The sequence below is a fragment of the Pseudomonas sp. GZJR-8 genome (assembly GCF_002916705.1).
GTDB lineage: Bacteria > Pseudomonadota > Gammaproteobacteria > Pseudomonadales > Pseudomonadaceae > Aquipseudomonas > Aquipseudomonas synxantha_A.
This window is the reverse complement of the sequence record NZ_JXSI01000005.1, coordinates 152,315-175,751: the sequence shown is the minus strand read 5'-3', so window position 1 is coordinate 175,751 and position 23,437 is coordinate 152,315. Positions and strand designations below refer to the sequence as shown.

The window sequence follows — 23,437 nt, the reverse complement described above, 5'->3', positions numbered from 1 at the left end:
TTTACAAGTGGCCGGTCTCAGGGCTTCAAGTACTTCCAATAGCTTTTGCCATAGTCCATCAATAACTCGGTCCCGGCCGGAATATCCCGCCACGCGACAATAAATACCATGTATTTACCTACGCACAGGGAGCCGACGTTCTCGATACCGACATCGGTAATGCCCGGTACCTTGACCGCATTGATCAGGCTCAGCGTATTACTGTTGCCGTGGCCGCTAATGCTGGCACCGCTGGTGTTGGTCTGAAATAGATATGTGCCGACCGCCGCTTCACCCTTTTCAAGTATTTCGGTATTCACCGAAGCTTGGTCCAAGTGCAGCTTGCCGGTGTACGGCCCCAGCACATCGAACCGCTTGATGTCGGTGCGGGCCACGACCGAGAGTCCGCGTTCCGTGCCCTCGTTGAGTTTCTTGACCTCCAGCAATCGATCGAGCTTGCGATGATGGTTGCCCTCCTTGGAGATCCATTCGCGAATGCTCTTGGTGGCAGCCTCCTTGACTTCCACATGTTGCATGCCGATGAACTCATCGAAAAAGCCGTTGGCATCGGTAATTTTGATGTTTTGCAGTGGGCCTTCCAGTTCCAGGGTCAAGCTGCGCCTGACATCGTTTGGGTCCTGCAGGATCGGTGCGTTGTTGTTGATTTTATGGTCAAAGGACGCCGTGATTGAAGTGGAGCGCCGGCGGGCAGGGACGGCCTCTTCATCCAGGCGCGGATGTTTCGAGCCGCCTGCCGTAGGTGGCGGAGCGGGGCGTTTCCTGGCGATCGGTTGATCCAGCGGGCTCCTCTGCCCGAAGATCAACATTTCCCTGCCGGCGCGGGTCATGCTGCCATTGTCATTGACGTAGGCGCTCCAGATCACCGGATTGAGGTTTTTCTCATCGACAAACGTGAGCACGGAATGCCTTGAACCAGGGGTAATGTAGTGCTTGTGCCATTCGTCCAGGTGTTCAGGTGTCAGTACGGTGAATTCTCCACCGTTGGCATGCTTGGCGAGCACTTTGCCGGCGGCGCGATAGCTGCCATCGAGGTTGACGTACTGTGCCAAATCCCGTGGGTCCAGGTTATGGTCAGCGGCGAAGCCTTCAAGGGTAAGGCTGTTGCGTTCTCGTTGCGAGCTGTTGCGCCAATGCTCCAGATGGTCGTGGGTAATGGCGGTACGGGCGGTTCCCGCACGGTCGAGCATCTGTTGCCCTCGGGGTGTCAACGTGTCGCGGCTTTTGACAAATTGGCGGAATGCGGTGGGGTCCAGATTGTAGGTCTTGATGAAGGTGTCCAGGGTTTTTTTCAAGGCGTGTTCACTGGATTCGGTCCATTTCTGCAGGATCGAGGGGGTCACGACGTTCGTGACATCCGGCGCGCCGCCCGTGACTTTGATCTGGCTTGAGTACCAATGCCCCGGTTCTACGGAGGATAGCGTGATCGACAGGTCGCGATTGTTCTTCGGGTTGACCATGACCACCGAGAAGCTGTTGTCGGCGCCCGCGGCGGTTTCCTGGATAAATCCATAGGAATTGTCACGTACCTGATACACCGCGATCTTGCCCTTGTCATCGACATTGCAGATGAACTTCTGGTTGTAGTCCGCGCGGGAGAAGATACCGCGTGCGTCGGGTTTGAGACCGCTGATCAACTGAGGGTCGACGGCGTATTGACGGATCAACGGGCTGCTGTTGCTGATCACCGTGATCGGTTCGCGATAACGCGGGCCGAAGGCTTTATTGGACGCGGCATCGATGAGGCGAAAATCTGGCGCGTCGAGGCTACCGACGTTACGCATCGGAATGTCAGGGAAACCGTCGACGGTAAAGAGTCGATCGCCGGCCTGAAGTGGCTTCCAGGTCGTGGGGTCAACTGACTTCATGTGGCGGGCAGCGAGGGTTCCATCGCGTAGGAGGGCGACCCCGCGTTTCGTCTGGCGCATGGCAATACGGCCAAGCTTGACCAGTCCAAAGCGCGCCAGCCTGAGCAGGCTGGGTACCGCCGCCAGGGGGTTGAGTTCCTGCAGAACTGAAATCACCAGCGTGCCTGTCAGTTTTGCGAGTTTTGGCAAGGCCAGGCGCAACCCGGTTTTCCCGGCCTGGATGATCAGACGGCTGGAGCCGGCAACATACCTTCCGACCGGCAAGGCAAAAGACACGAAGTCGATGGTCAGGCTCGCGATCCCCGGTTTGATGCGCTGGGGATCCCCGGATGCGAGGTCGTCAATGCCGGCCCAGAAGGGAACAAATACCTTGCCCCAGAACGTCATGTCTTCCAGTACATCGCGGCCGATGTCCATTTCCCGTGTGCTTTTGCGGGTCTGTTCCAGGAGCGCTTCTTCGTCGCGGAAAAACAGCTCTCGGGCGATCATACTCGCCAATTGTTCACTGCGCGGGGCATACAGGGTATTAGGGGCGAACGATTCGATTCGACGTCCCAGGGCATCGATGGCCGGCAATGTTTCGCCGACTTGCTCAACGATCAACTCGGCCTTGCGGCCTGCAACAGGGGTATTGCTCTCCTTGTAGGCATTCGGATCAAAGGGGACTTCGGTGGCCAACCTGTATTTACACCAACTCATCGCGTCGCGTAGTTCTACGACCTTGCCGTCCAGCGGCAGGGTCTTGATGTCAGGACGTCGACGAATCAATCCGGCGAGGGGGAACACCTCGATGTAGTTGGCCTGGAAGGGCTGGCGTGGTTTTACGATTCGAAGGATGAAACCTGCCCGGTAACGAACGGCATCGGTCTTGCGTTTGTCTTCATATTCGACCGGAACCTTGTCCAGGGCTTTTCGCAATGAGTACACCGTGATTTCGTCTTGATCCACATTAAGGGTGTCAGAACCCAGGTGGGCAAGCAGGGATTGGATCAAGACCTTGTAGGCGTTCCTGGGCGTCTCAAGGGCCTCACGGAAAACTTTGTCGTACTCGGCGTCCGACGCCGAGCGCCAACGACTGGGCAGCTTGAGCGCAAGATCGCGGACTGCGTTGAACACCTCATGCTCATGTTGCTCGAGGGCGGCTACGGCTTGGGCAAGTTCCTCACGGGAGTGGCCTGACTGCCGAGTGGCAATCAACCCGTTGGCTTGCGCCCAGTAAACGCTCGGCGCGAGCTTGGCGGCCGCTACCAGTGCTTGTTGCTCGGGGCTGTTGGCATGGGCGCTATAGTGTGCCGCTGGCAGGTTGAGCAATTGTTCGAAGGTCATGTGGCGCGATGAGCCTGGTGCCAGCGCTTCGGCCAGAAGGAAACCGCTTCTGAAGTTGACCCAGGCAGTGGTGACACCGTAGGGCAGGTCCTGGGGAATATCGGCGACCCATACCTCGCTGGCGATATTGGCCTTGGCCACGCACATCACCAAGGGTGTCGACTCAGGGCTGATCGACAGGGCGTTTTCAAAGCGCCGGGCCAAAGAATTGCGGATCGACGAATAATAAGTTCCCGCTGAGATGAACAACTTCAATTCATTATCAATGGACGCTTGAGGTGCGGGGATGATCGTCAGCCATAGCGCGCGCCAGAGTAATTTCACTAGAACCGGCTGTGGGCAACTTTCGTGCTTTTGGCTGCCATACCAGCCCAACGCCGTGGCTATCCGTTCGGCCAGTGCCAGGTTCTGCGGGCTGTTGAGAATCTGCTCAAGCAAGACCGTTGGTGTCGTTGCGAGCAGTTCCTGCTGCGATGGGGAATAGTGCTCAGGCAATACTGTACGGAACAGAGATCGGCCGGTTTCCTTTTCGATTTGGCGGGTCACCTCCTTGATAGTTTCGTCGGCCGGTGCATCCAACAAATGCTCCAAGTCGCTTACGTGGCCGTCGTGTCCTAGTCGCTGCAGAACGCGGTGCTCCTGCAGGCCATAGAGCACCGATTTCCACTGTGCGGTGGTCTTGGGCTGTGGGGGGGCGATGGAGTAATACTTGAAGACCAGATCAAGCCTTACCGAGCCATCGGCTTTGAGTCCATTGCCCACGCGGCGGTTGATGTCGAGCAATACATCGACGTCGATGGACCAATAAGTGGGGACATGTCGAAGGACCACGGCGTGGTCGTCGATGCTGAAAACTTCGGGAAGAGCGGGCATCGGCGGGCGGGTGCTGCTGAGCATTGTCGAGAGCAGGTCGTAGAGAAAGTCCCGCCCCAGTACGGAATTGTCAGGCTCTGGTTTCTTGCAGAGGAACTGTTGAAAGTCTTCATCCTCCTGCAGTTTTTTCAGCACCCGAAAGGCTTCCTTGCACTCGCGACCCAATGCGGAATCTTGCGGGGGGTAATAATAACAATCAGAAGCGGGTGACGACTTCAGTGGGATGCGTGCGGTCACGTAATCAATCAAATGGTCCAGATGCGCTGGCTGTTCAGGCAAACCCTTGAAATGGAAACTCTGCATAGCAATATTCATTGAATCCTCACAACCAATAGCCGAAGAGGATTCACTATATTCAGCATGATTTTGCGGGAGGCCTATATAACTAGGTGCAAGGCAGGCGTTGGCGATCGATCTGTTTTCACGGGCAATGGGGCGGTTGTTCGCCATCGGTCAGGGGGATAGGGGGCTTTTCCGACAAAAATGCTCGGACTTTGTACCTGCGTAATAATTTGGCGTAAACTGCCGGCAAGCCTGTGAGGAGTTTCCATGACTGCCATAACCATTACCGACGCCGCCCACGATTACCTGGCTGACCTGCTGTCCAAGCAGAACACCCCGGGTATCGGCATCCGCGTCTTTATCACCCAGCCCGGCACCCAGTACGCCGAGACCTGCATTGCCTACTGCAAGCCTGGTGAAGAGAAGCCTGAAGACACCGCCCTGGGGCTGAAAAGCTTCACCGCGTACATCGATGCCTTCAGCGAAGCTTTCCTTGACGACGCTGTAGTCGACTACGCCACCGATCGCATGGGCGGCCAGTTGACTATCAAGGCGCCCAACGCCAAGGTGCCCAACGTTAACGCCGACAGCCCGGTCAATGAGCGGATCAACTACTACCTGCAAACCGAGATCAACCCGGGGCTGGCCAGCCACGGCGGTCAGGTGAGCCTGATCGACGTAGTGGATGACGGTATCGCGGTATTGAAGTTCGGCGGCGGCTGCCAGGGTTGCGGCCAGGCGGACGTGACTCTGCGCGAGGGCATCGAGCGCACCTTGCTTGAGCGTATTCCTGAGCTCAAGGGTGTGCGCGACGTGACTGATCACACGCAGAAAGAAAACGCCTACTACTGAGTAAGGTGTTCACTGCGAGCTTAAAAGACGGCGCCCCGTGAGCGCCGTTTTTTTATGCTCTAAATTCAGCCAGCTATGATGATTGTCTGATAGTTTGGATTGGCTGTGGTTCAGTCCATATCTTCAAGGACGATAGAGGTGGGCGTGACCTGCGCGGTACAGCGAGGATTCGCCAAAGCTATCATTTGCCAACACCCGCCCGACCACAATCAGCGCCGTACGCCGAAAGCCTTTAGTCGCGACCTTCTGGGCAATATCACTCAACGAACCCACCACCCAATCCTGGTCCGGCCATGTCGCGCGGTGCACCACGGCGATCGGGCAATCTGCACCATAGTGCGGCAGCAGCTCAGCGACGATCCTGTCCAGATGATTGACCCCCAAGTGAATGGCCATTGTCGTGCCGTGCCGGGCCAGGCTGTCGAAGTCCTCACCCGCCGGCATGCTGGTTTTATCCGCATAACGGGTCAGGATCACACTCTGGGCAATGTCCGGCAGGGTCAGTTCGGTTTCCAGCAACGCCGCGCAGGCAGCCACCGCCGTGACCCCGGGAATGATCTGAAAGGGAATGCCCAGCTCGCGCAAGTGACGGATTTGCTCACCAATCGCCCCATACAGGCTCGGGTCGCCGGAGTGCACGCGCGCCACATCCTGGCCTTGCGCATGGGCGGCTTTGATCACGTCGATGATCTGTTCCAGGTGCAGCTCGGCACTGTTGACCACCTGGCGTGCCTGATGACCTTCCAGTACTGCCGCAGGCACCAGCGAGCCAGCGTAGATGATCACCGGGCAGCTGCGGATCAGCCGCTGGCCCTTGACGGTAATCAGTTCCGGGTCGCCGGGGCCTGCGCCGATGAAGTAGACGGTCATGGGGAATTCCTGTTGAAAAAACGGGCGAGCATGAAGATTGCTCATGATCGAGAGCGGCAATTATCGGGATTTTAACCGGCGCAGGCTAATGCAAGGGTGGCCTGGATGGTTTTCTTGCGGGTGATGAGCAGGTGGGCAGGGCCGTGGGCGAGTTGCTCGGCCAAGGCCAATGCGGCACTTTCGGCGATGCCGTAACAGCCGGTATGGCTAAATGCTACGTCTGATTTGTGGCTCAGCCGATGTTCAAAGCCGGCCAGTTGTTCGGCGCTGAAACACTGCAAGGGCAGGCTCAATAATTGGGCCAGGGCCACCAACCCCGGCTCAGCCTGTTTGCGATCAATGCTCGCCAGCGCGGTAATGCGTTGGCGTTCAATGCCGCCTTCGGCGAGGGCGCTATCAAGGAGTTCCAGCAGGGTTCGGACATCACAACCCCGCTGGCAACCCAGGCCGACGACGAGGGTCATGCCGAGTAGTGTTCGTCGCGGTTACGGCGAAACAGCCAGGCACTGATCAGACCAAGGGCCAGCCAGAACGCCACATTGGTCAACTGCGATGCGATCTTGAACTGGGCTTCGAGGGCCTCCGGGGCCAGCATGGAGTGGACTTCCGGCTGCGGAGCGCCAATCACGTGGGGTACGGCGACGATCGCCACGCCCAGCACTTTGAGCAACCAGCCGCGACCGAACACCAGCAAAGCAATGCCAGCAGCGGTAGACGCGGCAGTGCCGATCCACCAGATCTGCCGTTGCGCCAGATCAGCGGCGGCGGTGCCCGGCAGTTCAGGCGGCAGGCCCAAGGTCGGCGCAAGTACGAATGTCGCGTAACCGGCCAGGCCCCACATTAGCCCTTGAGCTGTACGGGTTGGTGCGCGCAGGGTGTACAGGCCGGCCAGCATCAGCGCAAACCCGACCGCAACGACCAGGTTGCCACCGGTGGTCGACAGCACGCGCTGCCAGCCATCTTCCGGCTCCCAGGCTTCGGCGTCGTGGGTGTGGGCAGCGGTGCCAGCAGCATGTTCATGGGGGACTTCGGCAACAGCTGGAGCCTTTTCAAAGGTCTCCGCCTGCAAAATCAACGGCGCGACCCACAAGCTTTGCAGCAGGGTCAGCAGCAGGGCGGCCAATAAGCCGGTGAACCCTGCGGTTTGGGCAATACGCTTGATCATGTCGGCAGGTCTCAGTGGCACGGGAACGCGGCGCTGTGGCGGGTATCGTGGGCCGCGTTGTGCACGGCTTCGATATGGGAGAAACCGGCGAAATACACCAGGCACGCACCAAGGATTGACGCACCGATGGCGGCGGTCAGGCGTTGGCTCAAGGTGGCAGTGCTGCTGGCGGAGTGCGAAGTGCTGCTGATGATCGACATGGCGCGTCCCTTTCAGGTATCAGGGTGAAACGAGCGCATGAAAACCTCGCGAGCCAGGCACGCAGGGTTCTGAACAGCGCCCGCCCACCGCGGGTTTGTTATCTGATATTTTCGGGCCGGTCTCCGGGCTTGCGAGGGGCGGCTCTTGATAGAGTCCATCCTGACAAGCGTCTCCTTCCCATGCACAGCACAGTGGATTTGACGCTTCGCTCGCTTACCGTTGCGGGGGCAGCACCGGACTGGCCATAAGTCTATGACGCACCGGTTTCCCGTTTCACCCTGTGAGGGGCACCCGAAACAAGATGTGTAGGAGAGCATGACGCAGTGATGTGCGTCAAACTGATACGTAGTGACGAACGCAGCTTGCCTGTCGAAACCTTGCCATCTTGTATCAAGCACCGCCGACTGTGTTGTATCTGACCGAACTAATCAGGTGAGTCGGTAATCCAGCAAAATCGCAAAGTGCTCTCCCATATAAGTTGGCTTTGTTAACATGTGCTCGATGTTTTCAATATCAAATCTCCCATCTTCCGCGCCGGGCCGGCCATGGTCACCAATTCCGATATCTAACTCACGAAGTACCCGAGGGTTCTGCAGGAGTATTTTGGCATAGAGGGTTGCCTCGGCGGAAAAAGCTCTGGTGGTTGGTATTTGACCTGCCGCTTCTTTCAATTCGTTAAAGTTTACAAATCGGTCGTTTTCGCCTGCGGCGTACTCACGAAAGTGCTTTTTTATCCCATTTATCAGATCGTCTTGGAAGCAATGGAGTAGGGGGCCACGTTTGCTGATCCCTTGTTCCACAAGGCTGCTCATAAGCGGCTCTGATCGTTTGAATCGCGGTAAGTTGCCGCGAGCGTTCGGGGCTGCGGGAGGGTTGTCCTGAGAATCCAGCGGCGCACGCCCAACAGCGTCAGCACTGACGGGCTGTTTGTTATTGAGTGCACCCGTATTGTTAAAAAGAGCGAGGGGGGTGGGCGCGTTAGAAGTCGATATCAGCATGATTCATTCCTGAAGCCAATGGATTAAAATTCGCCACATTTCAAAAACACTCCGCTAATTGCGAAATGGCAGGAGTCTCTGTATGAAATGAGCACTGCTGCGTGGTGTCGTTCTGCGCGTCCGTTCCGTATTGAATATGACATCATATTGCAGGGCGCTTTTGCGGGATCGGCGCAAGCGTTACAAAGACTGAGTTGGTCAAGGCACAGGCTGGGTAAGTTTATGCTTTAGGCGGCGCGACATTGACCTGCTCCGTTGCACTGCGTAGCCTTGCACCCTCGAGGTTCTTCGGCCCAGGTCGAAGCTAAGAAGGGAACGCGGTTCAAGCCGCGGCTGCCCCCGCAACTGTGAAGGGTTCAGTTGACTGCCACGCCACTGCCGAGACGGCGGGAAGGCGCAGTCAGCGTTGGTCACAAGACCTGCACGCCCCAAGCCAGGAGACCTGCCTCGTCACCGATTTTCCAATTCAACCGGGCGGGGTGATCCGGTGACGAAATCCGCTGCTGCGCGCGCCGCAGGGCCTGTCGTCCCGTATGCCCGCCCCAAAGGGCATCCGATGAAAACACTGGCCAAACTCCCCGTCACCATCGTTACCGGCTTCCTCGGCTCGGGCAAGACCACGTTGCTGCGCCACATGCTCGATAACGCCCAGGGCCGTCGCATAGCCGTGATCGTCAACGAGTTCGGCGAACTGGGCATTGACGGCGAAATCCTCAAGCAATGCTCCATCGGGTGTACCGAAGAAGAAGCCAACGGCCGCGTGTACGAACTGGCCAACGGCTGCCTGTGCTGCACCGTGCAGGAAGAGTTCTTCCCGGTGATGCGCGAACTGGTCGCCCGTCGTGGTGACCTTGACCATATCCTGATCGAAACCTCGGGGCTGGCCTTGCCAAAACCCTTGGTGCAGGCGTTCCAGTGGCCGGAAATCCGCAGCGCCTGCACGGTTGACGCGGTGATCACGGTGGTCGACAGCCCGGCCGTGGCCGCCGGCACTTTCGCTGCGTTCCCGGATCAAGTCGACGCCCAGCGCAAACTGGACCCGAACCTGGACCACGAGTCGCCTTTGCACGAGCTGTTCGCCGACCAACTGGCCAGCGCCGACCTGGTGATCCTCAACAAAGCCGACCTGATCAGCACCGAAGACCTGGCCCGCGTGCGCCTGGAAGTGGCCGAGGAGCTGCCGCCGGCGGTTAAGATCATCGAAGCCAGCAGCGGTCGCCTGCCATTGGACGTGCTGATCGGCCTGGGTGCCGGCTCCGAAGAGCATATCGACGCTCGCCACAGCCATCACGATCATCACCATGAAGGCGAAGACGACCACGATCACGATGCTTTCGACTCCATCTCCATCGACCTGCCTCAAGCCGACGAAGCACTGTTGCTGGACGCCCTGACCCAATTGGTGGGGCAACACGGCATTTTGCGCGTCAAAGGCTTTGCTGCTATCCCGAACAAGCCGATGCGCCTGCTGATCCAGGGCGTGGGCACACGCTTTGACAAGCACTTCGACCGTGCCTGGGGTGCCGATGAAGCGCGTATCACGCGCCTGGTGCTGATCGGTCAGGAGCTGGACGCCGCTGGCCTTGAAGCGCAATTGCGCGCTGCCCTCAGCGTTTAACCATGCACCTGCTCAGGACCCAACCCGGTGGTTTCGTCGCGGACGACAATATTGCTGACCTTGGCCAAACCCCCGCCGAGCTGGTGATCCTGTGCAGCGGTGACTCCAGCCTGGCGCTGCTGGCCGAAGCCGCCCAGCAGTTGCCCGAGGATTACCCCAGCCTGCGCCTGGCCAACCCGATGCAGGTGCAGAACCACGCCTCGGTCGACCTGTACGTCGATGAGGTGTTGCGTCACGCCAAGGTCATCCTGATTTCCTTGCATGGCGGCATTGGTTATTGGCGCTACGGCATCGAGCGCCTGGTGGAGTTGGCCGAGCGTGGCGTCACGTTGATCCTGGTGCCGGGGGATGATCGTCCAGACCCGGAACTCAGCGGCCTGAGCACCGTCGCTGCTGAACAGCGCGAGCGTCTGTGGCACTTTTTGCGCCAGGGTGGCCTTGGCAATGCGTTGGACTTTTATCACTGCCTGGCCAGCGCCCATCTGGGCCGCGACTATGCCTGGGCCGAGCCACAAACCTTGCCGCGTACGGCGATCTATCACCCGCACAAAGCCAATGCCCGCCTCAATGACTGGCAGGCGGATTGGCGCGCCGACTTCCCCGTGGCCGCGGTGCTGTTCTACCGCTCCCACTTGCAGGCGGCCAATACCGGGTTTATCGATGTGTTCTGCCAGCGCTTGCAGGCAGCGGGCCTGAACCCATTGCCCATCGCAGTGGCCAGTTTGAAAGAGCCCGGTTGCCTCACAGTGGTCGAGGACCTGTTGGACGACGTGCAAGTCGCGGTGATCCTCAACACCACAGGCTTTGCCCAATCCACCCCCGAAGCGCCGCATCTGCGACCGTTTCGGCGCAACGTCCCGGTGATCCAGGCGATCTGCGCCCAGGATAACCAGCCCGGCTGGGAAGCCAGCGAACAGGGGCTCGGCCCCCGCGACCTGGCCATGCATATTGCCTTGCCCGAGCTGGATGGGCGCATCATCAGCCGGCCGATCAGCTTCAAGGACCTGGCCTGGCGCAGCGAGCGCAGCCAGTCTGACGTGGTGTGCTACCGCGCAGCGCCCGAGCGCATGGATTTTGTCGCTGAACTGGCGCGGCGTTGGGTTGACTTGGCCCGGGTGCCGAATGCCGACAAACGCATCGCCCTGATCCTCGCCAACTACCCGACCCGTGACGGTCGCATCGGTAACGGTGTGGGCCTGGACACGCCAGCAGCGGCGCTGAATATCCTGCGGGCCTTGCAGGTTGAAGGCTATCCGGTGGCGCCGGCGCTTGCGGACAGCGGCACCGCACTGATCCACGAGCTGCTCGGCGGTGTCACCAACGACCTCGACAGCCTCGACCAGCGCCCGTGCCATCAAAGCCTGGGCCTGGCCGAGTACCAGGCGTTGTTCGATCGACTGCCCGAGTCCAATCGCCAGGCCGTGCTGCAACGTTGGGGTGCTCCACAAAACGATCCAATGTTCCGCGACGGCCGCATGATGATCGCCGGCCTGCGCCTGGGCCTGACCTTCGTCGGCATCCAGCCTGCCCGGGGTTACCAGGTGGACGCGAGTGCCGTGTACCACGACCCGGACCTGGTGCCGCCCCATGGGTACCTGGCGTTCTATTTCTGGCTGCGTCACACCTACGGCGCACACGGCGTGATTCATGTGGGCAAGCACGGCAACCTGGAGTGGTTGCCGGGCAAGGGCGTGGGCCTGTCGGAAAACTGCTGGCCGGATGCATTGCTGGGGCCGCTGCCGAACATCTACCCGTTTATCGTCAACGACCCGGGCGAGGGTGCCCAGGCCAAGCGGCGTACCCAGGCCGTGATCATCGACCATCTGATGCCACCGTTGACCCGTGCCGAAACCTACGGCCCGTTGCGTAACCTTGAGTTGTTGGCCGACGAGTATTACGAGGCGCAATTGCTCGACCCGCGCCGCGCCCTTGAGTTGCAAAAAGACATTCTCAAGCTGGTGCGCGAAACCCGCATCGACCAGGAGCTGGAGCTGGACAGCGAGACTGACGCCGACATCTGGTTGCCGCGCCTGGACACCTACCTGTGCGATTTGAAGGAGTCGCAGATCCGCGACGGCCTGCATGTCTTTGGCGAGTCGCCCGAGGGCCGCTTGCGCATCGACACCTTGCTGGCGTTGCTGCGCATTCCGCGTGGCGATGGCCGTGGCCCGCAATCGAGCCTGTTGCGGGTGCTGGCCAAGGCCTTCGAACTGGGCTTCGATCCGCTCGATTGCGCCTTGGCCGAACCATGGACGGGGCGGCGCCCGTTGGTACTGCAAAAGATCGACGGGCAGTTGTGGCGCACCGCCGGCGATACCCGCGAACGCCTGGAGCTTTACGCAACGCGCTTGATCGAGCAGGCGCTGGAAGGCCCTGTCGAGCAGTTGGAAGAGCCTGGCTGGGAGGACGTCAAGTCGGTCGTCGAAAGCCTGCGCATCGTGGTGGCGCCACGCCTGGACGCCTGCGGCCCGGCGGAAATGCGCGGCCTGCTCGATGCCTTGAGCGGGCGCTTCGTCCCGGCAGGGCCCAGCGGTGCGCCCAGTCGCGGACGCCTGGATGTGCTGCCGACCGGGCGTAACTTCTTTACCGTGGACGTACGCAACCTGCCAACCACCACAGCCTGGCGCATCGGTTTCCAATCGGCCAACCTGATTCTGGAACGCCATCTACAGGATCATGGCGATCATTTGCGCCAACTCGGCCTGTCGGTATGGGGCACGGCCACCATGCGCACCGGCGGTGATGATATCGCCCAGGCCATGGCGCTGATGGGCGTGCGCCCGGTATGGGCCACCGGCAGCCAGCGGGTCGACGATTTTGAAATCCTGCCGATCAGCCTGCTGGATCGCCCGCGTGTCGACGTGACCCTGCGCGTGTCCGGCTTCTTCCGCGATGCCTTCGCCAACCTGATCCGCCTGTTCGACGCAGCGGTGCAGGCGGTGGCGGCCCTGGATGAACCGGACGACATGAACCCTTTGGCCGCCAAGGTGCGCAGCGAGCGCCAGGCGCTGGTTGAGTCGGGCCTGAATGCAGAGGCTGCGGCCAAGCAGGCCGGCTGGCGCATCTTCGGCGCCAAACCGGGCGCCTATGGCGCGGGCGTGCAGGGCGCGGTTGACGGGCGCCTGTGGCAGAGCCGCGAGGACTTGGCCGAGGTCTACCTGAACTGGGGCGGCTATGCCTACGGGGGCTCCGATGAAGGCACCGCCGCCCGCGAGCAGTTTGCCCAGCGCCTGAGCCAAGTGCAGGCGGTGTTGCAGAACCAGGACAACCGCGAGCACGACTTGCTCGATTCCAATGATTACTACCAATTCCAGGGCGGTATGCTCGCCGCCGTGGAAACCCTCAGCGGTGACAAGGCCGCCAGTTATCATGGCGACCACAGTCAGCCGGACTTGCCCAGAATCCGCACCTTGAAGGAAGAGCTGAACCGGGTGATCCGCGCCCGCGCCGCCAACCCCAAGTGGATCGAAGGCGTGAAACGCCATGGCTATAAAGGCGCGTTTGAAATGGCCGCGACCGTGGACAACCTGTTCGCTTTCGACGCCACCACCGCGTTGATCGACGACCATCAATATGCACTGCTCGCCGATGCCTACCTGCTGGACCCTGACACCCGGGCGTTTGTGCAGCAGCACAACCCCGATGCCCTGCGCGACATGACCGAGCGTATGCTCGAAGCCCAGCAGCGGGGCATGTGGCAGGCGCCGGGGGCTTATCGCGAAGCACTGGAAAACCTCTTGCTGGATATAGAAGAAGACAGCTGATGACCGAGATTCCCCATTTTCCGCTGTCCGCCGTGGTCGGTGCTGACGACCTGAAACTGGCGCTGTGCCTGACCGCCATCGACCCCCGCATCGGCGGCGTGCTGATCGAAGGCCCGCGAGGCATGGCCAAGTCGACCCTGGCCCGTGGGCTGGCGGACCTCCTCGCCAGTGGCCAGTTCGTGACTTTGCCCCTGGGCGCGACCGAGGAACGCCTGGTCGGCACGTTGGACCTGGAAGCCGCACTGGGCGAAGGCCGTGCACAATTTTCCCCCGGCGTGTTGGCCAAGGCTGACGGCGGCGTGCTGTATGTGGATGAAGTCAACCTGCTGGCCGACCATTTGGTGGACCTGCTGTTGGACGTGGCCGCCAGCGGCACCAACCTGATCGAGCGCGACGGTATTTCCCATCGGCATTCGGCGCGCTTTGTGCTGATCGGCACCATGAACCCGGAGGAGGGGGAGTTGCGCCCGCAGTTGCTCGACCGCTTTGGTTTCAATGTGGCGCTGAGCGGGCAGACCTTGCCCGCCGAACGTGGGCAGATCATTCGTCGTCGTCTGGATTTCGACAGTGATCCGGCGGCCTTCTGCGCGCAGTGGGCCGCGCCGCAAGCCGAGTTGCGCGAACGCTGCACGCAGGCGCGGGCGCGACTCGACAGCATCGACCTGGACGATCACGCGTTGGCGCAGATTACCGAACGCTGCTTTGCCGCAGGCGTGGACGGTATGCGCGCCGACCTGGTCTGGCTGCGTGGTGCCCGGGCCCATGCGGCGTGGCGAGGCGCGTCAGCCATTGCCGAGCAAGACATCGAAGCGGTGGCCGAGTTTGCCTTGCGCCATCGCCGTCAGCAGCAAACGCCCGCGGCCGCACCGCCGAATCAAGGGCAGTCGTCGAAACCGTCTGAAAGCTCGCCCGGCCAAGGCCAATGGGGCGATATGCCTGCGCCGGCCTTGCCCACGGGCGCCCGCCGCGATGTGCCGGCCTGGCCAAAAAAGCCCTAGGCATTCGCCCCCGACCTGACGCGGGGGCGGATGCCCGGCCCCAGGCGGGGCGACTGGACAACGGCAGGCAGGGCAAGGCGCGCAGCGCACAGAAAGGCAGGATCAATTGGCCGGGTACGTTGCTCGGTGGACGGCCACAATGCCGTGATGATCTGCTGTTCCACCTGCGTAGCCGTTCGGCGCCGGAACTGTGGTTGGTAATCGTCGATGCCTCGGCGTCCACCCGGCGCCATCGGGCGTTGACCGATGCCAAGGGTTTGTTGGCTCAGCTGTTCGACGACGCTTATCGGCAACGGGCGCGCATGGCGCTGTTGACGGCCAGCGGATCAGCGCCGAAGTGGCAGGTGCAGGGCTTGAAGGCGGCAAAGGGATTGACGGGTTGGCTGGAGCAGTTAGGCGCCGGTGGCGGTACGCCATTGCTCGCCGCCTTGAGCGAGGCCGGGCAGTGGCTCAAAGCGCGGCGCAAGCGTTACCCGGCGCAGCAACAGCGATTGCTGGTGATCACTGATGGTCGGCTCAAAGCCATTGATGGGTTGCCGCCGTTGGAGTGTCCGGGGTTACTGGTAGACATTGAGCGCGGGCCGATCAGGTTGGGACGGGCTCAGGAGTTGGCGATGGGGTTGCAGTTGGATTATCAGCATATCGATGATGTGTAGTGCCTGGGCAATCGACATCGGGAGCAAGCCCCCTCCCACATTTTTCAGTGCGCCGCACTACCTTGTGGAAGGGGGCTTGCCCCCGATGGCTGCCTTGAATACACCGAGGATTTATCAGCCTGCCCCCGGCACATTCGGCCAAAGATCCGCCACCAGAAACAACCGCTCCGCTTCCTCCCAGTCCTCACCGTTCTGCACCATCCGAACCAGTAACTGCGCCGGTGCCATCGGATCCAGGTCCTTCAGCCAGCTTTGCATCTGCGCTTCACTCCACACTTGATCCGCCGTGTAATGCGCAGGTGCCAACCAGGCGTGGCGGGGCAGGGGTTGCCAGTGGCCGGGTGGGCGGGTGCTGACAAAATCCGACCAGTCACGCTGATGCAACCAGCAACCACGCAGATGCTGCGGGTGGGCGCCGATTGGGGGTTGCGCCGTGCCAGGCCAGGGATAGAGCAGATAACCGCCCAGCCACAAATGCGCATCGAACACCTGGATATCCAGCGCCGCCAAGGCGTCGCGGCTCTCGGCCCGCGCAGAAATCGGCAGTTGATGTTCGGCCAGGTGCGCCAGCTTGCGGTCCAGCCGGTCATGGCAGCCCGGCCCGAGCCATAGCGCGGTGTCCTGGCCATTGCCGTCCTGTGGGCCAAGATAGAGTTTGATCGCCAGTTCCAGATGGTGCACGCCATCGCGGTCGCGCAACAGCATGTCCAGTTCGCCCAGGGTATGCCCGGCGCGGCGGATCGGCAGGTTGGCGGCCAGCAATTCCACACCCGGCGCGTGCTGCACGGCAAACTGCCACAGGCGCTCGTAATAGAGGCCCAGGCGCCGTGTGCGCGACAGGCTGAGCCACTGCTGCAGGGCGCTGCTGTCCTGATCAAGCGCACGCAGCCAATGCTCAAGCCGGTGTGGCGCCTGCACCCAGTCACTGCCGGCCAGCGGGTGGCGCTGCGGCCACGGCGTTTGCGCCAGCATGGGCGGGGCGAGGATCACCCACGCCAGGTCGCGCACCTCGGGGTGGCGCAATTGGCGGGGCAAGTTGTGCAAGTCAGGGAACACGGTCATGGTCCGAGCATAGCCTTTTCAGCCGGGTGAAGGTGTCTGAGAACCATTGTCATCAAGGCGTGGCGGCGACAAAGGATTTTGCCTGACGCGGCCTTTCGCCCATAATCGTTCTTTTTTGCCGCACCCCAAATCCCGCAGGAGCCCCATGGAGCAATTTCGCAATATCGGCATTATCGGTCGCCTGGGCAGTACCCAGGTGTTGGACACCGTCCGCCGGCTGAAGAAGTTTCTGCTCGAGCGCCACCTGCATGTGATCCTCGAAGACACCATCGCCGAAATCCTCCCGGGCCACGGCCTGCAGACCTCGTCGCGCAAGATGCTCGGCGAGGTCTGCGACATGGTCATCGTGGTCGGCGGCGATGGCAGCCTGCTCGGCGCCGCCCGGGCGCTGGCGCGGCATAACGTGCCGGTGCTGGGGATCAACCGCGGCAGCCTGGGGTTTCTGACCGACATCCGCCCCGATGAGCTGGAAGTCGAAGTGGCCAAGGTGCTCGACGGCCATTACCTGGTGGAAAACCGCTTCCTGCTGCAAGCCGAAGTGCGCCGCCATGGCGAGGCGATCGGCCAGGGCGATGCCCTCAACGATGTGGTGCTGCACCCGGGCAAATCCACGCGGATGATCGAGTTCGAGCTGTATATCGACGGCCAGTTCGTGTGCAGCCAGAAGGCCGACGGCCTGATTGTCGCCACGCCTACTGGCTCCACCGCGTATGCACTATCGGCCGGTGGCCCGATCATGCATCCCAAGCTCGATGCCATTGTGATCGTGCCGATGTACCCCCATATGTTGTCCAGCAGACCGATTGTGGTCGATGGCAACAGCGAGCTGAAAATCGTGGTGTCCAAAGACATGCAGATCTACCCGCAAGTCTCCTGCGACGGGCAGAACCATTTCACCTGCGCCCCCGGTGACACCATCACCGTGAGCAAGAAGGCACAGAAGTTGCGCTTGATCCACCCGCTGGATCACAACTACTACGAAGTGTGCCGTACCAAGTTGGGCTGGGGCAGCCGCTTGGGGGGTGGGGGCGACTGATGCTCGATCCCGCGCGTAGCTACGACCTGATTGGTGACGTGCACGGTTGCGCTCATACCCTTGAGCACTTGCTCGACCAATTGGGTTACCACAAGCAGGGCGGCACCTGGCGCCATCCGTCGCGCATGGCGGTGTTCCTGGGCGATATCATCGACCGTGGCCCACGCATCCGCGAGGCGCTGCATATCGTCCATGATATGACCGAGGCCGGCCAGGCGCTGTGCATCATGGGCAACCATGAGTTCAATGCGCTGGGCTGGACCACCCCGGCACCACCCGGCAGCGGCAGGCAGTTCGTGCGCGAGCACAACCCACGTCATGCGCGGTTGATCCAAGAGACCCTGACCCAGTTCGAGCACCACCCGGCCGACTGGCACGACTTCCTCGGCTGGTTCTACGACATGCCGCTGTTTGTCGATGCCGGGCGTTTTCGCGTGGTGCACGCGTGCTGGGATGAAGGCTTCATCCAGCCATTGCGCGCCACCTTCCCGGATGGCTGCATCGACCAGCACTTCCTGCAAGCCGCCGCCGTACCGGGCAGCTTCGCCTGCAACGCCTTCGATCGGCTGTTGCGCGGCACCGATATGCGCCTGCCCGACGGTCTGACCCTGACCGGCGGAGATGGCTTGACGCGGTCGTTCTTCCGCACCAAGTTCTGGGAAGATGACCCCAAGACCTACGGTGACATCGTGTTCCAGCCCGACGCTTTGCCAGAGCCGGTGGCGCGCACGCCGTTGTCGTCCACCGAAAAGAATTCCCTGCTGCGCTACGGCGTCGACGAGCCGTTGTTGTTCGTCGGCCATTACTGGCGCAGTGGCAAACCGGCGCCGATCCGCCCGAACCTGGCCTGCCTGGACTACAGCGCGGTGCTGTACGGCAAGCTGGTGGCGTATCGACTCGACCAGGAAACCCAACTGGATCCGCGTAAATTTGTATGGGTCGACGTTGAGCGACCCGAGGCCATTCCATGAGTACCGTAGCCGTATTGCGCTTGCCCCTGAGTGTCGACCTGGGTGGTTTCGTCAAGTTGCTGCAACGCATGCAGGTGCCCCATCGCGTCAGTGAAGAGGCGGGTGAGCAAGTGTTGTGGGTGCCTGAAACCATCAGCGATGACGTGCGCGTGTTGTATCAACGCTTTCCTGCCGGCGACCCGGACCAGCAGCTGGATATTCCTGAACAGGCGCCAGTTGCACGGCCAGGTTTCGTCCAGCAGCTGCGTCATAGCCCTGTCACGGCGCTGGTGCTGTTGGCCAGCCTGATTGTCGGCGCCGTGACCCTGCTTGGTGAAAACCTGCAAGCCATGGCCTGGCTGACGTTCCTGCCGTTCCGGGTGCTGGGCGAGTACATCCAGTTCACGCCGTTGGCCGACACGCTCGCTTCAGGGCAGTGGTGGCGATTGGTCACGCCGATGCTGATCCACTTCGGCATCCTGCACCTGGCCATGAACGGCATGTGGTACTGGGAGTTGGGCCGGCGCATCGAAGCGCGCCAGGGCAGTATCAACTTGCTGGGGCTGACCCTGTTGTTCAGCCTGGTCTCCAACTACGCGCAATACGCTTATGGCGGCCCTGGCCTGTTCGGTGGCTTGTCCGGTGTGTTGTATGGCCTGCTCGGGCATTGCTGGATCTTTCAACTATTGTCACCCAACCCAGCCTATCGCCTGCCCCGTGGGGTGCTGGTGATGATGCTGGTGTGGCTGCTGCTCTGCCTGTCGGGGCTGGTCTCGATGATCGGCTTCGGCCAAATCGCCAACGCGGCCCATGTCGGCGGCCTGGTTATCGGTTGCCTCACCGGTTTGCTCGGCGGGCTGTACAACCGTCGCAAATCGTCTATTTGATAAGGAAGAGCCGAATGTCCTCTTTTGCTGAAATGATCGAAAACATCACCCCCGATATCTACGAAAGCCTCAAGCTCGCCGTGGAAATCGGCAAATGGTCCGATGGCCGCAAGCTCACCGCCGAACAGCGCGAATTGTCCCTGCAAGCGATGATCGCCTGGGAGATCCAGAACCTGCCCGAAGAGCAGCGTACCGGCTATATGGGCCCGCAGGAATGCGCGTCCAAGTCGGAGCCGGTGGCGAACATCCTGTTCAAGTCGGATGCGATCCATTGATTGAAATTGGTCGCGGTGCAGTCAGCAAAATGTCGGCGCAACTTGGTGAGCCGACTGTTCAATATGCGTTTCGCCTGGGCGATGTCGAGGTGCCGGTCAATCCGATGATCGGCACCCATGTGCGCCTGGAGTACCTGGGTGCCATTCATTGCAGCCATTGCGGGCGCAAGACCAAGACCAGCTTCAGTCAAGGGTATTGCTACCCGTGCATGACCAAGCTGGCCCAGTGTGACCTGTGCATCATGAGCCCCGAGCGTTGCCATTACGACGCCGGCACCTGCCGTGATCCGGGCTGGGGCGAAAAATTCTGCATGACCGACCATGTGGTGTACCTGGCCAATTCGTCGGGGGTCAAGGTCGGCATCACGCGTGCCACCCAGCTGCCCACCCGCTGGCTGGACCAGGGTGCCAGCCAGGCATTGCCGATCATGCGCGTGTCGACTCGCCAGCAGTCCGGCTTCGTCGAAGACCTGTTCCGCAGCCAGGTGGCCGACAAGACCAACTGGCGCGCCTTGCTCAAGGGCGACGCGCAATCGGTGGACCTCAAGCAGGTGCGCGATGAGCTGTTCGCCTCCTGCGCCGAAGGCTTGCTGGGTTTGCAGGAACGCTTTGGCCTGCAAGCCATCCAAACCATTGCCGACATCGAGCCGATTGAAATCCGCTACCCGGTCGAGCAGTATCCGACCAAGATCGTCAGCTTCAACCTGGACAAGAACCCGATTGCCGAAGGCACGCTGCTGGGGATCAAGGGCCAATACCTGATCTTCGATACCGGCGTCATCAATATTCGTAAATACACGGCCTACCAGCTCGCCGTGCATCAGTAGAAGGATCCCGAGCATGCGCACCGAACAACCGAAGATGATTTACCTTAAGGACTATCAGGCGCCGGACTACCTGATCGACGAGACGCACCTGACCTTCGAGTTGTTCGAGGACCACAGCCTGGTCCACGCGCAGCTGGTGATGCGCCGCAACCCCGAGCGCGGCGCCGGTTTGCCGCCCTTGGTACTCGACGGCCAGCAACTTGAACTGTTGAGCGTCAACCTGGCCGACCAGCCGCTGACGGACGCTGACTACCAGTTGACCGACAGCCACCTGACCGTGCAGCCAAAGAGTGAGACCTTCACCCTCGACACCACGGTCAAGATCCATCCGGAAACCAACACTGCCCTGGAAGGTTTATACAAATCCAGCGGTATGTTCTGCACTCAGTGCGAGGCCGAGGGCTTTCGCAAGATCACTTACTATCTCGACCGCCCGGACGTAATGAGCGTGTTCACCACCACGGTGATCGCCGAGCAGCACAGCTACCCGGTGCTGTTGTCCAACGGCAATCCGATTGCCAGTGGCCCTGGCGAAGACGGCCGGCACTGGGCGACCTGGGAAGATCCGTTCAAGAAGCCGGCGTACCTGTTTGCGCTGGTGGCCGGTGACCTGTGGTGCGTCGAAGACAGCTTCACCACCATGACCAATCGCGAAGTCGCGTTGCGCATCTACGTCGAGCCGGAAAACATCGACAAGTGCCAGCACGCCATGACCAGCCTGAAGAAATCCATGCGCTGGGACGAAGAAACCTACGGCCGCGAGTACGACCTGGATATCTTCATGATCGTGGCGGTCAACGATTTCAACATGGGCGCCATGGAGAACAAGGGCCTCAATATCTTCAACTCCAGCGCCGTGCTGGCCCGCGCCGAAACCGCTACCGACGCCGCCCACCAGCGCGTCGAAGCCATCGTCGCCCACGAATACTTCCACAACTGGTCGGGCAACCGCGTGACCTGCCGCGACTGGTTCCAGTTGTCGCTCAAGGAAGGCTTCACCGTGTTCCGTGATTCGGGCTTCTCCGCCGACATGAACTCGGCCACGGTCAAGCGCATTCAGGATGTGGCCTATCTGCGTACGCACCAGTTCGCCGAAGACGCTGGCCCTATGGCCCACGCGGTGCGCCCGGACAGCTTTATCGAGATCTCCAACTTCTACACCCTGACCGTTTACGAAAAGGGCTCGGAAGTAGTCGGCATGATCCACACCTTGCTCGGCGCCGAAGGCTTCCGCAAAGGCAGTGACCTGTACTTCGAACGCCATGACGGTCAGGCCGTGACCTGCGACGACTTTATCAAGGCCATGGAAGACGCCAATGGCGCCGACCTCAGCCAGTTCAAACGCTGGTACAGCCAGGCGGGTACGCCACGCTTGGCGGTGAGCGAGTCCTACGACGCGGCGGCCAGGACCTACAGCCTGACATTCCGCCAGAGCTGCCCGCCAACGCCGGACAAGGTCGAAAAACTGCCGTTCGTGATCCCGGTGGAATTGGGCCTGCTGGACGGGCAGGGCGCCGCAATCAACTTGCGCCTGGCCGGTGAGGCTACAGCTGCAGGCACCTCACGAGTGATCTCGGTGACTGAAGCCGAGCAGACGTTCACCTTTGTCGATGTCGCTGAAAAGCCGTTGCCTTCGCTGTTGCGTGGGTTTTCGGCGCCGGTGAAATTGAACTTCCCGTATAACCGCGATCAGTTGATGTTCCTGATGCAACACGACATCGACGGCTTCAACCGCTGGGATGCCGGCCAGCAGCTGTCGGTGCAGGTGTTGCAGGAACTGATCGCCCAGCATCAGGCAGGCCAGCCGCTGAAGCTGGACCAGCGCCTGATCGATGCGCTGCGCACGGTATTGAGCGACGAAAGTCTCGACCAGGCCATGGTCGCGGAAATGCTCTCGCTGCCAAGTGAAGCCTACCTGACGGAAATCAGCGAAGTGGCGGATGTGGATGCGATCCACGCGGCCCGTGAATATGCCCGCAAGCAACTGGCCGAGAACCTGTTCGAAGGCTTGTGGCTGCGCTACCAGGCCAATCGTGAGCTGTCCAAGCAAACGCCGTACGTGGCAGAGGCCGAGCACTTCGCCCGCCGTGCCTTGCAGAACATCGCGTTGTCGTACCTGATGCTCAGCGGCAAGCCAGAAGTATTGGCGGCCACCCTGGATCAGTTCGACACCAGCGATAACATGACCGAACGCCTGACGGCCCTTGCGGTGCTGGTGAACTCGCCGTTCGAAGCGGAAAAGGCCCAGGCGCTGGCGGTGTTTGCCGAGAACTTCAAGGACAACCCGTTGGTCATGGACCAGTGGTTCAGTGTTCAGGCCGGCAGCACGTTGCCGGGCGGGCTGGCGCGGGTCAAGGCGTTGATGGGACACCCGGCGTTCACCATCAAGAACCCGAACAAGGTGCGCGCCTTGATCGGCGCATTCGCCGGCCAAAATCTGGTCAACTTCCATGCGGCGGATGGCTCGGGTTATCGCTTCCTGGCGGATCTGGTGATCGAACTCAACACCTTGAACCCGCAGATCGCCTCGCGCCAACTGGCGCCGCTGACGCGCTGGCGCAAGTATGACAGCGCACGCCAGGCGCTGATGAAGGCGCAACTGGAGCGCATTCTCGCGTGTGGCGAGCTGTCCAGCGATGTGTATGAGGTGGTCAGCAAGAGCCTGGCGTAACGTTTTCTGCCTGATGTTCCGGGGGCAAAATGTGGGAGCGGGCTTGCTCGCGAAGGCGGCCAGGCAGCCGACACAGTTATACCGAGTACATATCCATTGCTGCGGTAACGGCTGATATTGGTTCCGATTTTACAGCGGGTCACTTTTGGAAAAGAGCCCGGAATGCCGGCCCAGCCAAAAGTAACCAAAAGGGCTCTTGCCCCACCACTCGGCACCTCGCTTAGGCTCGGTGTGCCCGTAATCCGCCAGTGATTTGGGGGG

Annotated in this window: 18 protein-coding genes and 2 riboswitches; of the genes, 11 read left to right on the top strand and 7 right to left on the bottom strand. The window is 60.9% G+C overall.

Annotation, left to right across the window (positions count from 1 at the left end; translation table 11 throughout):
* Window positions 1-17: 17 nt before the first annotated feature.
* Entirely contained in the window at window positions 18-4,514 is a 4,497-nt protein-coding gene (locus tag TK42_RS12495) for an SET domain-containing protein-lysine N-methyltransferase (protein WP_256584579.1), read from the bottom strand.
* Window positions 4,515-4,613: 99 nt separating this feature from the next.
* Between TK42_RS12495 and nfuA the strand changes: the two genes are divergently transcribed.
* Entirely contained in the window at window positions 4,614-5,198 is a 585-nt protein-coding gene (gene nfuA / locus TK42_RS12490; protein WP_003190728.1) for a Fe-S biogenesis protein NfuA, read from the top strand.
* 123 nt (window positions 5,199-5,321) lie between these two features.
* On the opposite strand, the gene cobM is transcribed toward nfuA, so the two are convergent.
* The 5 genes from cobM to TK42_RS26970 form a co-directional block, all read right to left on the bottom strand.
* Window positions 5,322-6,068, bottom strand: a complete 747-nt coding sequence (gene cobM / locus TK42_RS12485; protein WP_078821508.1) for a precorrin-4 C(11)-methyltransferase — start codon at window positions 6,066-6,068, stop codon at window positions 5,322-5,324.
* A gap of 71 nt (window positions 6,069-6,139) precedes the next feature.
* Window positions 6,140-6,532, bottom strand: a complete 393-nt coding sequence (locus tag TK42_RS12480; protein ID WP_032875943.1) for a cobalamin biosynthesis protein — start codon at window positions 6,530-6,532, stop codon at window positions 6,140-6,142.
* Window positions 6,529-7,233, bottom strand: coding sequence for a CbtA family protein (locus tag TK42_RS12475; protein WP_103734328.1), 705 nt, complete (start codon window positions 7,231-7,233; stop codon window positions 6,529-6,531). The genes TK42_RS12480 and TK42_RS12475 overlap by 4 nt, the downstream gene beginning before the upstream one ends.
* 11 nt (window positions 7,234-7,244) lie before the next feature.
* On the bottom strand, window positions 7,245-7,433 hold the full coding sequence (locus TK42_RS12470) for a CbtB-domain containing protein (protein WP_032875937.1): 189 nt from the start codon (window positions 7,431-7,433) through the stop codon (window positions 7,245-7,247).
* A 96-nt stretch (window positions 7,434-7,529) separates the two neighbouring features.
* A riboswitch (cobalamin riboswitch) is annotated at window positions 7,530-7,744 on the bottom strand.
* A 118-nt stretch (window positions 7,745-7,862) separates the two neighbouring features.
* Window positions 7,863-8,432: a hypothetical protein gene (locus tag TK42_RS26970; protein WP_177464464.1), complete on the bottom strand. Its 570-nt coding sequence runs from the start codon at window positions 8,430-8,432 to the stop codon at window positions 7,863-7,865.
* 264 nt (window positions 8,433-8,696) lie between these two features.
* Window positions 8,697-8,897, top strand: a riboswitch (cobalamin riboswitch).
* A gap of 91 nt (window positions 8,898-8,988) precedes the next feature.
* On the opposite strand from TK42_RS26970, the gene cobW reads away from it, so the two are divergent.
* Genes cobW through TK42_RS12445 form a run of 4 tightly spaced genes read left to right on the top strand, consistent with a single transcriptional unit; the run spans window position 8,989 to window position 15,468 of the window.
* On the top strand, window positions 8,989-10,050 hold the full coding sequence (gene cobW / locus TK42_RS12460; RefSeq protein ID WP_103734327.1) for a cobalamin biosynthesis protein CobW: 1,062 nt from the start codon (window positions 8,989-8,991) through the stop codon (window positions 10,048-10,050).
* Between the two features lie 2 nt (window positions 10,051-10,052).
* On the top strand, window positions 10,053-13,814 hold the full coding sequence (cobN, locus tag TK42_RS12455) for a cobaltochelatase subunit CobN (RefSeq protein WP_103734326.1): 3,762 nt from the start codon (window positions 10,053-10,055) through the stop codon (window positions 13,812-13,814).
* On the top strand, window positions 13,814-14,812 hold the full coding sequence (locus tag TK42_RS12450; protein ID WP_078821506.1) for an ATP-binding protein: 999 nt from the start codon (window positions 13,814-13,816) through the stop codon (window positions 14,810-14,812). Before cobN ends, TK42_RS12450 begins: the two co-directional genes overlap by 1 nt.
* A gap of 53 nt (window positions 14,813-14,865) precedes the next feature.
* Complete coding sequence (locus TK42_RS12445; RefSeq protein ID WP_032880973.1) at window positions 14,866-15,468, top strand: VWA domain-containing protein; 603 nt, start codon at window positions 14,866-14,868, stop codon at window positions 15,466-15,468.
* 114 nt (window positions 15,469-15,582) lie between these two features.
* Here TK42_RS12445 and TK42_RS12440 read toward each other — a convergent pair whose 3' ends face one another.
* On the bottom strand, window positions 15,583-16,530 hold the full coding sequence (locus TK42_RS12440) for a DUF1853 family protein (protein ID WP_032875927.1): 948 nt from the start codon (window positions 16,528-16,530) through the stop codon (window positions 15,583-15,585).
* 145 nt (window positions 16,531-16,675) lie between these two features.
* On the opposite strand from TK42_RS12440, the gene TK42_RS12435 reads away from it, so the two are divergent.
* From TK42_RS12435 to pepN, 6 genes are read left to right on the top strand one after another with little or no spacing between them, the layout of a single operon-like run.
* Window positions 16,676-17,566 carry an NAD(+) kinase gene (locus TK42_RS12435; RefSeq protein WP_003217892.1) on the top strand — a complete coding sequence of 297 codons (891 nt, stop codon included), beginning with the start codon at window positions 16,676-16,678 and terminating at the stop codon, window positions 17,564-17,566.
* The gene (locus TK42_RS12430) at window positions 17,563-18,537 is read left to right on the top strand and encodes a metallophosphoesterase (RefSeq protein WP_164699547.1); all 975 of its coding nucleotides are present in this window, start codon (window positions 17,563-17,565) and stop codon (window positions 18,535-18,537) included. The genes TK42_RS12435 and TK42_RS12430 overlap by 4 nt, the downstream gene beginning before the upstream one ends.
* Window positions 18,534-19,403: a rhomboid family intramembrane serine protease gene (locus TK42_RS12425; RefSeq protein WP_032875921.1), complete on the top strand. Its 870-nt coding sequence runs from the start codon at window positions 18,534-18,536 to the stop codon at window positions 19,401-19,403. The genes TK42_RS12430 and TK42_RS12425 overlap by 4 nt, the downstream gene beginning before the upstream one ends.
* Before the next feature lie 14 nt (window positions 19,404-19,417).
* A complete protein-coding gene (locus TK42_RS12420; protein ID WP_005788688.1) occupies window positions 19,418-19,678 on the top strand; it encodes a YeaC family protein in 261 nt (86 codons plus the stop codon).
* Window positions 19,675-20,505 carry a DUF2797 domain-containing protein gene (locus TK42_RS12415; protein WP_005788687.1) on the top strand — a complete coding sequence of 277 codons (831 nt, stop codon included), beginning with the start codon at window positions 19,675-19,677 and terminating at the stop codon, window positions 20,503-20,505. The genes TK42_RS12420 and TK42_RS12415 overlap by 4 nt, the downstream gene beginning before the upstream one ends.
* Before the next feature lie 13 nt (window positions 20,506-20,518).
* Window positions 20,519-23,176: an aminopeptidase N gene (gene pepN, locus TK42_RS12410; protein ID WP_103734325.1), complete on the top strand. Its 2,658-nt coding sequence runs from the start codon at window positions 20,519-20,521 to the stop codon at window positions 23,174-23,176.
* The last annotated feature ends 261 nt before the right edge of the window (window positions 23,177-23,437 follow it).